This is a genomic window from Photorhabdus hindustanensis (assembly GCF_002968995.1).
Classification (GTDB): Bacteria; Pseudomonadota; Gammaproteobacteria; order Enterobacterales; family Enterobacteriaceae; genus Photorhabdus; species Photorhabdus akhurstii.
In genome coordinates this window covers 112682-128104 of record NZ_PUWT01000020.1, presented here as the reverse complement: position 1 = coordinate 128104, position 15423 = coordinate 112682, and the positions used below count along the sequence as shown (strand labels likewise).

At 43.7% G+C, this 15423-nt stretch carries 12 protein-coding genes and 1 pseudogene; all 13 read left to right on the top strand.

Features of this window, described 5'->3' with window-relative positions; translation table 11 throughout:
- The first annotated feature begins 326 nt into the window (after positions 1 to 326).
- Positions 327 to 881: a phage late control D family protein gene (locus C6H66_RS26705; RefSeq protein ID WP_246593365.1), complete on the top strand. Its 555-nt coding sequence runs from the start codon at positions 327 to 329 to the stop codon at positions 879 to 881.
- 27 nt (positions 882 to 908) lie between these two features.
- Positions 909 to 3464: a T6SS effector BTH_I2691 family protein gene (locus C6H66_RS08495; protein ID WP_105395343.1), complete on the top strand. Its 2556-nt coding sequence runs from the start codon at positions 909 to 911 to the stop codon at positions 3462 to 3464.
- Between the two features lie 2 nt (positions 3465 to 3466).
- A complete protein-coding gene (locus C6H66_RS08490; protein WP_046397602.1) occupies positions 3467 to 4534 on the top strand; it encodes a DUF6708 domain-containing protein in 1068 nt (355 codons plus the stop codon).
- Between the two features lie 225 nt (positions 4535 to 4759).
- Positions 4760 to 5134: pseudogene (locus C6H66_RS08485) on the top strand (transposase); the annotation flags it as partial.
- A gap of 124 nt (positions 5135 to 5258) precedes the next feature.
- Positions 5259 to 5393, top strand: coding sequence for a hypothetical protein (locus tag C6H66_RS27240; protein WP_267483597.1), 135 nt, complete (start codon positions 5259 to 5261; stop codon positions 5391 to 5393).
- 360 nt (positions 5394 to 5753) lie between these two features.
- Entirely contained in the window at positions 5754 to 6218 is a 465-nt protein-coding gene (locus C6H66_RS08480; RefSeq protein ID WP_046394538.1) for a cytochrome c oxidase assembly factor Coa1 family protein, read from the top strand.
- Positions 6219 to 6410: 192 nt separating this feature from the next.
- The gene (locus C6H66_RS08475; protein ID WP_046394539.1) at positions 6411 to 7160 is read left to right on the top strand and encodes a hypothetical protein; all 750 of its coding nucleotides are present in this window, start codon (positions 6411 to 6413) and stop codon (positions 7158 to 7160) included.
- Positions 7161 to 8187: 1027 nt separating this feature from the next.
- The gene (locus tag C6H66_RS08470; RefSeq protein ID WP_036809569.1) at positions 8188 to 8679 is read left to right on the top strand and encodes an Hcp family type VI secretion system effector; all 492 of its coding nucleotides are present in this window, start codon (positions 8188 to 8190) and stop codon (positions 8677 to 8679) included.
- Between the two features lie 211 nt (positions 8680 to 8890).
- Entirely contained in the window at positions 8891 to 11497 is a 2607-nt protein-coding gene (locus tag C6H66_RS08465; protein WP_105395342.1) for a T6SS effector BTH_I2691 family protein, read from the top strand.
- Entirely contained in the window at positions 11494 to 11694 is a 201-nt protein-coding gene (locus C6H66_RS26700; RefSeq protein WP_248000635.1) for a hypothetical protein, read from the top strand. The genes C6H66_RS08465 and C6H66_RS26700 overlap by 4 nt, the downstream gene beginning before the upstream one ends.
- Positions 11695 to 11730: 36 nt before the next feature.
- Positions 11731 to 12477, top strand: a complete 747-nt coding sequence (locus C6H66_RS08460; protein WP_248000634.1) for a putative type VI secretion system effector — start codon at positions 11731 to 11733, stop codon at positions 12475 to 12477.
- Between the two features lie 413 nt (positions 12478 to 12890).
- A complete protein-coding gene (locus tag C6H66_RS08455; protein ID WP_105395341.1) occupies positions 12891 to 13652 on the top strand; it encodes a hypothetical protein in 762 nt (253 codons plus the stop codon).
- Between the two features lie 159 nt (positions 13653 to 13811).
- Entirely contained in the window at positions 13812 to 15410 is a 1599-nt protein-coding gene (gene tssA / locus C6H66_RS08450; protein WP_105395340.1) for a type VI secretion system protein TssA, read from the top strand.
- Positions 15411 to 15423: the final 13 nt, after the last annotated feature.

Sequence of the window (15423 nt, the reverse complement as noted above, 5' to 3'; positions counted from 1 at the left end):
TTTTTAATATGCGCTAATGAGGAGAATTGACTTATTCAATAACCGTCTATTTCGTTATTGAATCTATTAATTCGAGAGCAGGCATCAGGCCCTCACGATTATTTTCATTCCGGTTAACTGCTGAGTCAGGAAATACCGGATGAAATCTCTTGTTCCCCGGATTAACCAGGGCTGACAACCGAGCATTTATTCGGTTGGATTTGTGCCAGTTGAATGGATGAATTGACCTCATCGCTGATAGCAACTGGGACTTTATTGAAACAGTAGGAAGCGCCTCGCTTGCTATTGCACAGCCGTTTTATCTGATATCCGGGGAAAACCTATTGATGGATAGAAAAATGTTGCGGGCTCGCCAGTTGCGAGCGAGTCAAGCCGCGCTGCCGGGCCATGCCCGCTACCGCCTTGAAGTGCGGCGCTGTGGCGCTGAACTGGAGGTATTCAGCTTCACCGGCGAAGAGCGCCTGTGCGCGCCCTATTGCTACACCATTGATTTCACCAGCCCGACCCGGGATATCGACCCGGCGGTGATGCTCAACAAATCCGCCACATTTATCTTGCAGGCGCCGGAAAACCCGGTACAGGTGCGTAAAGTGCACGGCGTCACAACTGTTTTTCAATCAGTTGAAAAAACCGGTAAGTGCGAGCCAGCGCAAGACAAAGCTAATGTTTTGCTGTGTCCGGTAAAGATGCGGGTTAAACAGGCCAAAGTCGGGGAACCGATGCCACGTTATTATGAGGTGACGGATAAAATATCTATATATCAAAAAGATGGCGTATGGAAAGCCGATGACAATTCAAAAGGTCAGATACTGCTATCGATTATCGTTAACGATGCGAACGAAACATTGCTGGGCCGTCTTAACCCGGGAAACCTGAAATAAATTGTGTGCAATACAGGAGATTTTATTGTGAATAACCCTGGCTGTAATTTTTGTACCCGCGAGGGACTGCCTGTTTTACTGGTTCGTCCTGCCATCAAAGCGCAGGGTGATGGCGTACCGGATTTGCCTGCGAACATATCGATGCCGGTAGAGGGAAAAGGCGAAACGGGCTATACCACGCGTCTGCTGCGTGAAGGCTTTTTGTATATCTGGGATGAGCTGGTCAATGGCTGGATCAATTATTACGTGACTGATGAGGGCTACTACTATCTTCTGCCCGCCGATAGCAAAGTTCCGCCGCGTCTAGCCAATGGTGAAATGAAACCTTGCATTAATGAACCAGATGAGTTGGCGCGTGCTTCGCTGGTGACATTACCGGTGTTGCCGAAGGGGTTGACAAACAAAGCCTTTTGGTTGGCCTGGTCAGCGGTGGAGTGGACGGATGCGGTACGTAAAAAGCACGAAGATCCGGTATATCGTGCGCGATATATGCAGCGTTTTGATATGGAAAAATGGCTAAACCGTGGAGAGGGAGAGAATGCCCTGCCGTTCTCGTCACTGAGGGATACCGTAGCGGAATATCATACGCAGATAGATACCAACCGGCGTATTGCCGATTACACCAGCTCTCATTGGAATGGGAAATGGTTATTTGAGCCGGACAATCTATGGTGGGCTACTAAAGAATTGTTGCCAGACAAAGGCGTCATACTGTTTCTGTCTGATCCGGTTGCTGTGGTGCAGGATATTGCTGCTTTGGCGAATTATCGGTTAAAGACCCAGTTTCATGAAAATCTACATTACATCAGAGGGATTGCGCTTTCGGCTTCTCTAAGCACGCTGAAAGAGGCATTGTGCCGACAGTTTGAGCGGGATCAGCTAACTAAAGATGAAACTGAGGAGAATGAAGCTCGGTATGGCAGCTTTGATGGTGAATATTATATTCCTGGTTCTGAAAAGCGAGCGAATACTACGCATTACTTAAATGATATGGCATTAAAGCCATTGGTACAAAAGTATTGGGCGGATTATGAGAAGTACATTGATCGTGATAAAGAAAAAGCGTTTATGGATCGGTTCACCACCGATCTGACGCGGTATGACAACACTATTATCTCTCCGATGACCGAAATGTATCTGGACTGGCTGAAAAGCCAGCTCCTGCTGGACTATTTTGACCATAACTTTGATAGCACGGACGATTATAGCGGTGCGCTGTTTGTCCAGTCGGTCCATGATTGTGTTGCAGGCATGCAGGATAAACTGGGAGCATCCCGTTATTTTCAAGAACAGATGATGAGCACCACCATCACGCCAGATAATCTGCTGTTACGTGCGCTGGTGATGAACAGTGATAAAAAAATAGAGCAAATTCACGGAGTCTTAAAGACCGGTGGAAACTACGGCTCTCTTGCTTGGGATAAAATACCCGATGGGCTTAAAGACATCGCTGAGCACTTCGATGGACCGGTTTCGCTCACAATAGAAAAATACCTGAATGAACTGAGTAGCACTTTGTTTGCGGTGATGAATAAAGCCGTGGAGAAAGTGCCGCTTCCCGCACTAGTCGTATTAGCTAAGCTGCATGGCAAGGAATTAAAAGTCATTAAGTTCGTCGGAAAGCGTAAACATTTTATCAGTGCGGTAGTCGCTGTGATCGGTGATTTGGGGGATCTGAAACGGCGCCCTTCCTCAGATCAGCTTCGTCACTACGTTGACATTGAAATGCGTCGTTTGAAGATTGACGGCTTGCCGATGGAGGGGGATCAGGAATTCAACTTTATTGCGTTGGCAAACGCAGGTGAAGCGGAAAAGACCTTGGCCTTACCGGAGGCGGAACGGGCTAAGTCTTTGGTGAAAACCTTGTATTCTGTCGATGAGATCCGTGCGGAGCTGTTTCCGGGGACGTTACGCACAAAACTAGCGCAGTTAGAGGCCAGTTCTGTCGAGAGTGCTGCCAAGCAGTTGGCAAAAGTCCCTCCCTTTACCGGCTGTATTTTCTCTCTGGTGATGCAGATTTCCGCATTGCGCGCGGCCGGGTGGCCTAAGGAAAATACGGAGGCATGTACTCGGTTTGCGGCAGATTTGGTCGCTGCGATGGGGGCTATCGCTGAAACTTGTGAGCGGTTGTTGAATAATTTTAAAGTCCTGCGGTTAAAGCCTATGGTGCGTCTTGTCTTGGGACGGGAAAGCCTGCTTAAGTTAATGAGAGGGATTGAGATAGTGAAATTCCTTGGCGCCCGGGCTGCGATTGTTGGAATAGTCTGGGATAGCTGCCATGCGATAGATGAAATCGTGTTTAAAGGCAATATAGATTTGGGAATTGCCTATTTAATTTCAGCGGTGAGTGCAGGACTGTGGCTTGCCGGTGTTTTAGGTCCATTAGGTCTATTTGTTGCTTTATTACTATACCTTGGTGCCAATATCTATCTGGCGATGAAAAAGAAGAATGAGATCCAGAAATGGCTGGCGGCCTGTCTGTGGCGCAAGATTCCAGTGGGTGAAGAGGATATTCCCTCTATCTGGCCTGATAGCAGAATGGAAATGGACGCTTTTAATAAATTAATGACTGCGGGAGCATAATTATGCTATTAAGTCGATTTTATATGTCCTACGAACTGAATCGTCCTTTGACTCAACAAGAAAAAGACAATCAACTTTGTCAGGGAAAACCAACCCGGTTAACAGGTAAAACAGGCGAATATATGATTGAGTACGATACGGTGATCCGTATGAACTCGACTTATATGGAGACTGTGGATAAATATTACCGAAATAAAGGGTTTATTAGTTCACTATTTGCGCCGCTTTTTTTGAGCTGTTTTGGATTAATATTATACGCTTATGGTGGAATGGCTTATCAGTATATTATTTATAAAAAGATAATCCCTTCTTTATTCGGGGTATTTATGTTGACAGCAGGTTTTGCGCTATTGATCTATTTCAGTGGCAAACTGACCCTAAAAGAATGGTTTGCTACGACACATTATCCAATTCGATTTAACCGCAAAACTCAGATGATCTATGTTTACCGTTTTAATGGAACGGTATTATCGGTTCCCTGGAAAGAGGTGTTTTTTACCCTGACCAAGTACAGCGGCAAGATGACGGAATGGTGTATTGACGGTCATATTCTGGCAGACGATAAGGAAACTGTATTGGATACATTTAGTCTGGGATTTTCTGGAGTATTTCGGGAGTTGATGCCGGGCTATTGGGAATTTATCCGTTGCTATATGGAGGAAGATGGTTTACAGGAACAGGCGGATATTATCTTATTGTGTCCGCCTATTGAGCAGAAGAAAGAAGGTTATATTTTTGGATTACAGTATCTAATGCGGATGAATTCTCGTTTGGACTGGTTTGTTGAACTGATAAATTTTCCATTTGATCTAATTACAAGTATTGCCCGTTATATTGCGATGCAGACTAGCAAAATACCGCAATGGCCTAAAGAAGTGGAAGATGCCTGTAAGGTTGATCCTGACGACCCGATTAATGTCAGTGCAGCGGATAATCCTGTGCATTTATGGCGTCATATTCTGGCGAACCAGACGCTGGAAGAATATCAGGCGATAAATAATCGTCTGTCATCAGCACATAAGCGTTTGAAAGAAAAAATTGCAATGGCGCATTCATTTACGGATAAATAAAGGCAAGCATATGAACGAAATTATTACTTACAATGCGGTTATTTGTCCGAATAAAATCCTGGCGGAGGTGTAATTATGCAATTAAATAAATTTTCAAAATAGTAGATCACTGGAAGTGAACTCAGTCCGATTTTTGTGATCTGATCAATTGCGAAAAATCCCAAACCCCAACACGGACTGAGTGATGCCAATCATAGCACCCATACTTCAAAATGAATGCCAGAAAATGCCCAAACAGAGCAAGTCACCGGAATAGAAAAGAACTCTAATTTATTTATCAAAATGTTAGATGAACTGAATCATCAATATCCCCATGCGGAAACCCTTACATTAATCTTATATAACTACGCTATTCATAAAAGTCAGAAGGTAAAGGAGTGGCTGGCACGACATCCCAAATTTACTCTGTTGTTTTTACCCGTCTATTCACCGTGGCTAAATAAAATAGAACGATTATGACAATCGCTCCATGAGACAATAACGCGAAATCATTGTTGTCAATTTATGTGGCAGTTGATTAATTATGTTTATGATTTTTTGGCATCGTTTTCATCACAGCAAAAGCCAGGAAGACAAAAAATGGGTGTAGCACTATTATGAAACCTTATTTAGTGCTGAGGTAGCGAAAAGCTTAAATGAACCGCTGAAACCGGTAAACGCAGAGTTATTTAAAAGCGTTACGTAGGTGGTGATTGAGCAGAACAGTTATGTGAGGAATATTTAAATGATGAAAAGCATACTCTGTTATCCCTTAGTAGCAAGGCTGGATAATGGCTGGTGCACCGAAAGCGATTATCAACATTCACCGGAGTACAACATTGGCAAGGGTAAAAGGGTAAGGGTATTGAAAAAGAGATAAACCTTATCTGTGAGTTAAAATTTTCTCTGTGTAATGAATTTTTTTTGAACTAAAAACACGATTTTGAATCTAACTAGTTTTATGGTTGTAAGGAGAAGCCAATAACTGAATAGAACGATCCTTAAAAAGGGGAAAAAGAGTTAAATAAACAAAACAGTAACGTCGCTATATGAGAAAAGGATAATGATAACCATTATGAAATGGCGATGGGTTTTGCTTTCACAATTAAAGAGGAAAATAAGCAGTAGTTAAATGAATTGTAAAAAACTGTAAATAGGGTTCTGTCCTATATCTGATGGAATAAGAAATTCGAACATAAGATAACGTGGCGTTTCGCCCGAATGAAAAGGTATTAAAGAGATGAAAGAAAAAAATGTAACGATACAAAAAGAGTGGAGTTTATCGGATAACGAAGCAACGACGGGAATAACCTCTCTTTCTGAAAAACGTAGTTGGGTGGTGCGTAAATGGAAATGGATGATTGTCTGCTTTATGCCTGTTTTGCTCGTGGGGGTATTTATGATTGCCATGACCGCAATAAAATCTTCGGAGCCCTATAAAAAAGCTTTATCGCTGGCACAATCTAATCCTGCGGTGAAAAGTATTTTAGGCCAACCCATTGAAGCAGGTTGGTTTGTTTCTGGCAGTATTAGCGAGAGTGACGCGGGATTCGAAATTGCTATTAAAGGAAATCGGTCTGGTGGTACTGTGTATGTTGATGCGGATAAACATGCAGGACATTGGCGATATAAAAATATTACTGTTCAACCTGATGACGGTGGACAATCGATAGATTTACTGGCAGGAGGTAATTCCATGAAATAAAGGTTATTTTTTATATGGTGTTATTAAAACGCTCTTGAGCCGGTTTAATTTAATTGAAAGGTAATGATAATCATTCTTAAAAGAGAAAATTAAACAACGTAGAGCCAATGGTATTTTATTCTGTACCATAAAGTATCGTTTTCTCTATGTGGTTTTTAGGTTATTTCAAATGTTTTCTATAAAGGTAAGAGTATGGACCGGAATAAATCCGTAAATCCTATAATAGCAGGTTTAGTATTACTGGCCCTGTCAGGTTGTAAAGATGAAAAGAAAACTCAAACAGAGCCGCAGGCTTCGGTAAAAGAAGTGTCAATGTCTGGTGGCAGTTTTAATTTAAAAAGCATCCGCAATAACAAAAAAGAGCGGGTTAAACTGATGGAGAAAATCAATGCCAGTCAGGGGGACATATTAAAATATGCATCACCAAAAACGAAAGGAGAAATCATTGCGGTTTTGATTAATAGCCACTTGTGGGATGGCGTGGCAAATCCAGTAAAACATTATTCGGTAAAACACGATGAGCAGAAATGTGAAGAGGGGACAGTCGTTGATGCACGTAAGCGCGCGGTATTGGCTGCGTTAAAATGGGTACAATCAAAGCATGACTACGAAAATGTCATGCAACATGCAGAGATGATGCCGGCTGTTGATGGAGAAGCCGACTGGCGAGCGAATGAAGCTAAAGTCATTGCCTTTTTAAGGCAGGGTGAAACGCCGAAAAGTTATGGGCGTAGTGATAATTTTGTCCCTTTTGCCGCTAAAGTTACTATCCAACCAAGCCATTATGCTGAAAACTTGCGAGACATTTATCGTTCATTGCCTTCTCTTAAAGCAAATGCAAATGAACCACTGACGCCAGTCAATGTCGCATTATTAAGTAGTTGTACACAGGTGGTGGTTGATCAACATGGTTGGCAGCAGGTCAATGTAGGTGCTAGTTGAACTATTTGGTAAATAATCTGAAAAGTAAGATTAACATTCGGTCGGCAGTGGATAATGCCATGAAATAAAGATGATTTTATTCTGAGTGATAAAATATCGTTTTCGCTATGTCATTGTCAGATTATTTCAAATGTTTTCTATAAAGGTAAGAGTGTGGGCTGGAATAAACCCGTAATCGCCATCCAGCAGGAGCCTGTTTCTCCTATATTATGGCCCTGGCTGGTTTCAGGCATGCTTATTAGGCGATTATCATCCGGTTATTATCAGATATCTAATGGGGTTCAGTGATTCATCCGATAGTCAATATTTTGTAATCATATCATCATGATATTCCTATTTTTCTTTAATGCTTTGTGATGAGGCAGGATAATCGCTGTCCTGAATCAGAGGGCGGCTATTATCGATTAAATTATTCTCAATAATGAAATCTATTCTCATTCGCATAACATAATTGAGAATCATTCTTTTCTACGCATGTTTGAGTGTTTATAATGGTAGGTGTTAATCATGATAGTGGAATAATGCATGTGTTGTATTTTTTTTGTTTTTTCAAGATATTGATAATAATATAGAAATATATTTTATTATCATGATTTTGAAACGAATAAATATTAGAATAATTAGCCGATATCATATTGTTGAAATTAATGCGACATATTTATATCAACAAATTACATTCCGTTTAAGATTGGTTTAAATATGCTGAATTTTGCCGTTGGTATTAAACAAATTGTGCTATTTGATAAAAAAATACTTGATTTTAATATGCACCCTTGAGGAGAATCAGATTATTCAGTTGTGGTGAATGCTATTACTGAATCTATTAATTGCAGTTGTCTGTCAGGCTTGTGCGATTATTTTATTCCGGTTAACCATTTCGTCAGGAAATGCCGGTGTCAAATTTATTGTTCCCTGAATTTATCAGGGTTAACAACCGAAGCGTTATTCGGTTGGGGTTTTAATCACGTCGCCAATATTCACGGATATTGGGCGGCATTACCCGTTTGACAATAGAGGAATCATAAGCATGGCAATCCCTGCGTATTTATGGTTGAAAGATGACGGCGGCGCCGACATCAAAGGCTCGGTGGATGTACATAACCGGGAAGGCAGTATCGAAGTGGTGGCGCTGGAACATTCGCTGCATATCCCGACGGATAACAATACCGGCAAGTTGACTGGTACCCGTGTGCATGCGCCGCTGGTGTTCACCAAAGAAATGGATGCATCCAGTCCGTATCTGTATAAGGCGGTGACGACAGGTCAAACCCTGAAATCGGCGGAATTCAAGTGGTACCAAATTGATGATGCCGGTCAGGAGAAAGTTTATTTCATCACGCATCTGAACAATGTGAAGGTGGTGAAAGTGGCGCCGCTGATGCATGACATCAAAGATCCTACCAAGGAGAAGCACAACCATCTGGAACGTGTTGAGCTTCGTTACGAGAAAATCACCTGGACGTACAAAGACGGCAACATTATTCACTCTGATGCGTGGAATGAGCGCAATCAGGCGTAATGAGTTGATGGTCTGAGTACGAGGGGATATCAGCTCGAATAATCTCACAGGCATCGTGTTGTTGCGGTGCCTGTTAAATGGGAAACCGAGCGGGATGACCTTTACTAGATAAATAAATTTTACCGAGGGCTATGCATGGTCGTAGCACGGTGGAATTTAGGAAATACCTAATGATTTAAGGTGTTTCTTCAAAGAACCAGGAGATGTTGTTATGAATGAACCATTATGTTGGACATGTGAGTCCATCGGACCGGCGTTGCTGCCGGTGCGCTATACCGTGGTGCCTGATAATGTTTCGGAAACCTTGCCGGCGTGGGCGGAAACGCCAGAACCTTCTGCGCCGGGCTATCATTATGCGCTGCGGGCCTTACGGCAGGGGTTTTTGTATGTTTATTATACTAATGCCGGATTAGATGAACCGGAAAGTTGGGATGCCTGGAGTGTCAGCGAGGATGGGGCACTGTGGCAACAGTTTTGTGCGCCTTTTGGTGTTTCTCCCCAAAAAAACTCAGATTGTTATGCACCGACTCATCAGAGCGCTAATGTGGAATTTATCGCGCTAAGGGATATCGCCTTGCGTCAGGAGACCTGGCTGGCTTTCTCTCCCTCAATGTGGAGTAAGGAGACCATCAAGTATTATCACAACAATCGCGCAGCGCGGGAAAAGCGGATGCAGTGCGTGAAACCGTGGCAGTGGCGCGGAGTGCCGGAAGGGGTGGGGATTGCTCAAGCGACGGTAGAGAACCTGAATGGGGTAATCGATTACTGTCTGGGCGACAATGACTCCGGCAAATATGTGCTGCCTTGCAACCGGAAAGTGTCGCGTATCAGCCGGACATTAGAAGAGGCGCCCTACTACGAAATTTATCACGGTGCGTTGAGGCCGAAGAGCACCTTGTATCCGTGGAGCAGCAAGCGAGCGGGATGTGCGGACATTACGGTCAGGGCGATGCAAAAGCGGGGGCTGGCAAAAGATGGCACGCCGGTATCGCCGGTGTTAATAGCGTTGCATGATCCGATAGGGATAGCGCATGAGCTAGCGGGTTGGAGTGATGATATCGCCGGGGCGCATAAAACCTTTGTGGATGAATTGTCGATCGAGTTTATGACTGACAGTTCACTGAATGGTGTGGAGAATCAACTGCATAAATTGAAAGCCGCAGGTGTGCAAGGGCAGGTTGATAAAGCTCTTGAAGTCACTCAGCAGGAGGAGTACAAGGCTTTTTCCGATCAGCAGAAGGCTAAACTTAGAGAGTATGTTACTCGTGACATGGTGGAAGCGAATGAGCAATCTGTTGCCCGCGATTGGAAAAAATATACCGCAGAGCTGAATCTGGCTAAACGACTGGCATTTAACCAATGTTATGCCGATCTTTGCACCGACGTGGCGAAGGAGCTGGAACAACTGGCCCGGTTGAGGGTGAGCTGGCTAAAACAGAGTGGGTTTATTACCTGTTGTCAGGATTTTCATTCCACCCGGCTGGAGGACAACCTCAATTATCGTGAGGCGGTGGATTATTCCATCGCTTCGCTTAACGTGACCGAAACCGGTTGTGCATATTTAGATACCTTAATTGACGAATATTCTGCGCTGTCGCCGCAAAATATTATCTGGCGCTCGTTATTGCTGAATAACCCGGAAGTGATGAAAGAGATGGACGGGTTTTTACAGAAGATGAAGCTGAATAAGGACAATCATCAACCGGCGGCCCCTTCGGATTTTATGAAAGCGGTGTCAGATCTGAGTGGAAAACTGATTGAAGCCTACGATAAAGCGAATGAAGCACTGGAAAAACCGCCAAAATCCGACAGTACTTTTGCTCGTGCCATGCTGCATTGTGACCGGCGACTGGTCACGCTGGGGGATCGGTTCTTGAATTTTACTCGCTTGGGAAAAGTGCTGGATAGCATGAATGAAATGCTGAGTAAAACGCTGTTATCGGTGATTTCAGGTGTGCCGCTTGATCAGGTGGTTGAATTATCGGTATCACAACTTAAGGACGGTAATGTGTTTCGGCAGCAGGTGTTGGAACAGCTTAAGAAGCCGGGTTCTGAGGCGCGGTTGAAAAAAAGTAATAAATATCAGTCTGATTTTAAAAAATTTGCAGACAGTGCTGAAGGAGAGCCGGTATTAAAAAAATCCCGGATTAAATGGTTAGTTTTGGCTTCCAATATTCTGGAGTTTTCTAATCAGTTAAAAGAGAGTAAAGGGGATGCTAAGAGTCAAGCGCAAGTGACCTCTGCGTTTTTAAGTACACTAAGTACAACGATGGAGATTGTGGAGCCAATAGTTAAGCACGGAATGGAAAATATGGTTGCTGCCAACACCATTAAGTTTATTGGGACGAGTGCGGGAATGTTCTCTTCTGCATTAAATCTGGGAATAGATATCGATGACCTTTCTTCTGAATGGCGTGGCAGAGGGCGCTGGCAGTTTATTGGCCTTTACGGTCTTAAAAGTGCTTATGATTTTATGCAATTAGTAAAAGCATTAAATGGTTTATTAGAAGTTTTAATTGATAGAGCATTACTTTCTTCTAAAAATTTATTTGTTGAGGGGGTAGCAAAGCTTTTAGCGTGGGAAACTCTTGCTTGGTTGTGCACTTGGGAGGCGATGCTGTTAATTTTTGTGGTTGAAGCGTTAGTGACGTATTTTTCTGATAATGATTTACAAAAATGGTGCAGAAGTTGTGTTTTTGGTTTGGAGCCAGCGAAAAATTTGCAATCCACGCAATGGATTGACCCCGAATCGCAACGAAATAAGCTATGTGAAGAACAACGTAACAGTTTTGCTAATGCAATTAAGGACGGCATATGAGTACCTGTCGTTCTTTTAAAGAGGCTATTGATTTTGATGAAATCAAAAGGCAGAGAAGCAGTCTTGATACATGGATCGAGGTTAATCTTGACTGGATAGTAAGCCACCCAGAAAGTAAAGAAGAGTCAGAAAAAGAGATTGAGAAAACAAAAGAAAAAATTCCTGAACTGGATGCAATATTAGCAAAAGAGCCATAGCCGCCAGAATTACCGCCCAGTAAGCCGTTGATCAAAGTGAGTGGTGTATTGGAAGAGTTCGAAACTCTGTGTGTTAAAGGTTATTTTACCGAGCGTGAATATGATCCGGTTGCCTTTGCCCGTCAGGAAGAACGGGAATTGTATGGCGGGCTATTAATGTCGTTGGCAGGAAATACGTCTGGATCTAATTCGCAAACCAATGTTCGGTGGGGTGATGTCTGTGATTTTGTCCGGGGTAAAATCAATGGAGTTCCCTTCCACGGTTGGCTTGGGTTTACTTCCGCAAAAGTAGGTGATTATGTTGAGTTAGCGGCAACTGAGCAGGAAGGGCATTATGTGGTTTATGCCATTGCCCATCCTGAATTAAGGGTGGTTTCTATGACGCCGCGTTGTGATCAGGGCATTCATGCAGATGCCAAAGAACAGATATTCGGTACTTTCTGTATTTTTGGGGGATTCCTGCTTATTTTGACTGTTTCTGTTTGGACAGATGCTTTGGCGTTTCTGAAAGATATGCTGCCATTTTTTGCTTTGATGATAGCGATATTTGCCCCTGGCACATATTACCGCCGCCTAAAAAAGCCCAGACCTACAGTTAAATTGGCCGAGGAGATTTTCACGGTATTAGGTTTCCCTGATCCTACGAATCTCAATATTCGCCAATTCACAAGAAAGAGGCTGAAAGAAATAAAGGCCAATTCATTAGATGAGGGAGTCGGTAAAGAGAGTGAAAGAGTTTTGCCAGATAATGGATGTTTCGCAAGCCATTATTACTATTATTGATTTAAGTAATTGAAAATAGGAGTCAACTGTATGAAGAACAACGTAACAGTTTTGCTAATGCAATTAAGGACGGCATATGAGTACCTATCGTTCTTATAAAGAGGCAACTTTGGTGAAATCAAAAGGCAGAGGTAATTCTCCCGACGAGCAATCCGATAAGGAGAGTGAAAGAGTTTTACCCGATAAGGATTGTTTTCTAAGTTATTATTACTATTACTGACTCAAGTAATAGGATGGAGTAAAACAACTCAATCAAAGATTTATGGAGTAGTGCTGAGAATTATCTATAACCAGCCGTAGAGATATTAATAGATTGCTTATCTTTGGAAAATTCAGTCGCGAATTATCCAATGTAAAGTTTTATATAAATTTATCTGTTTGATATGTAATGTTGTGTAAATTGGGGAGTTTTTGTGAATCAGATCTATAAAATAGCTTGGATAGGTTTGGCTATTAATGTATTAACTTGTTTCGTCTTTCTGGCGACAATAACAGTACTTAGTGCTGATTATTCTGTTCTCTCTTCTAGAGAGCAATATCTTGTTGATAAGTCATTAATAGTGAATGCTTTGATGGTGGTTTTTATTTTACTGGAGGTGGTTAATCTATTTGTTATTCTTAAAATGCCAAAGTATGCAAAAATCAGCTCTTTTATTGTGTCGAGTTTCTTTCCATTTGGCGCGGTTTATTTTATTGGCTGTTTGTTGTCGATTCAAAGAGTTACGCTATCCCCATTCTCTGAATATCAAGGTAATAATGCTGCTGATTCCGCAGTTTATTTTGTACGGGACAGATATTGGAAAAAAGCGTGTATTTTTGGTGGTTTGACGCTGGTGATGTTAATTCATGGCGCGATTAATATTTGTATGATGATAGCGGCGATGCATTTTGTTTCATATCGTAAAACAGAAGATCGCTGTTTCTTTGCCGAGAAAGAGGATGGTTTTTTGTTAACACCGACCGCCTTGAGTAAAACTATTTTCTTGCCTTATGGATGTATTAATAAGGTTGAGGAACGTGAAAACAGTGTGCTGGTCGCTGTTTATTTAAATCAGAAAATCGATATCGTATTTTCGAAGAAATTTATTGCCAGAGAAGATCTGGTAAAAATCATCGAGTCTCTTTCACAGGCGGCATCTAATAATCAAGGAAATATTATTACCTTGGAAATGTGAAAAATTTATTCTTAATAATATAGGGATGATGATGTTTAAAGGTGCGATTCGCTTGAGTAATCAGCTCAATAGCGATGGTGGAGCTATTTCTGTCTCTTTATTAATGAGCAGAATTCCAGTGGCTGACAGAGATATTCAGCATTAAAGGAGAATATAAAGATGCTGCAACAGCTAATTGCGAGTTGTTTTGTTGAACGCGATGCGCTTGCAGAAGCACGGCAGAACGCGGCGCTGTGGGAAAACTGGTTGTTACCCATTAGTTCCGATGCGCCCACAGGTAATGATCCGGTCTATGAAGACGATTTTCAGCATATGCGGGAGGAGGTCAACAAAATCAGTGGCATTGATACCGCTCTGATTTGTCAACTGGCGGAAAGGTTGTTGACCACCAAATGTAAAGATGTCCGCGTGGCGACCTACTATGTGTGGGCCAGGCTGCATTGTGAGGGGGAGCGTGGTCTGGCAGAAGGGTTGGCGCTATTGGCCGGGCTGGTGGATCGTTTTGGCGAAGCCCTGCTGCCCAGTCGGACTAGCAGCCGTAAAGCCGCGCTGGAGTGGCTGACCGGCGCAAAAATGCGGGACAGTTTATCTCGCTATCCAGAGGTCAACCGGACTGATTTTGACCACATTCTGGCGGCGTTGGTGTTACTGGAACACTCATTTTCCTCTTGGGATGAAGAATCTCGTCCAAGCCTCGTTGGGCTGGCAAGAACATTAGAGAACCGGTTAGCTCAGTCCGGCGGCGTGAGTGCAGTGGTGCCGCAAACTGCCGCTCCGGCAGCGCCATCGGGGGGACAGAGCAATGCGTCAGCGCCGGGTGAACCACCGGTATGGCGTCAGGTGCAATCTGGGCGTGATCTGTTGAATCAGGCGCGGGAATTGGTGCGTTATCTCAGTGATCAGCCTCAGGGCTGGCTCTCTTCCGCCCGGCTGATACGCAGTGTTCGTTGGGATACCGTACATCAGCTACCGCCACAGGATGCCGATGAGCGCACTCGTCTGGTGCCTCCCCGCACCGAATATCGCGCCCAGTTAAAGCGGCTCTACCGGCAACAGAACTGGCATGAGTTATTGGAGCAGGCCGAGCGCATGTTTGCGGAAGGGGTGAATCATTTCTGGCTGGATTTGCAGTGGTATCTCTGTCAGGCATTAAACCGATTGGGCTGCCCTTACGAAGGTTGGGCGGACATCATGAAACACGATCTGAGAATCCTGCTTGAACGGCTGCCGGGGCTGGAGAGTATGGCCTATAACGACGGAACGCCCTTTGCTGATGAGGTGACAACCGATTGGATAGCCCAACAGGTTCATGACAATCAGGCCGACTGGCAGTTTGAGCATTTACCGGCGCAACCTCGGCGCGATGATGATGTTTTGTCGCTGGAAGCGGAGGCGTTGCAACTGGCGGACAGCGACGGCATTGATACGGCGTTACGCTGGTTGGGGCAATTGCCCGGCATCAATGGAGCGCGTCACCGCTGGTTACAACGTTTGCTGATGGCGCGGGTGGCGGAGCAATACGGCAAAAATGAAATGGCGCTGCATTTATTGACCGAGCTTGACGCCGATGAGCAATTCAATCTTGGCGAATGGGAGCCGGAGCTGATGTTTGAGGTAAAAGCGTGTCTGCTTAAGTTGCTGCGCATGAAAGCCCAACGCAGTGAACATGATAAGGCAAGGATGGCGCAACGGATGGAGGCCCTGCTGGCTGGATTGGTGGCGATTGATCCGGTCAGAGCTTCGGTGCTTTGTGGTTGATGCTGTCTGTCCG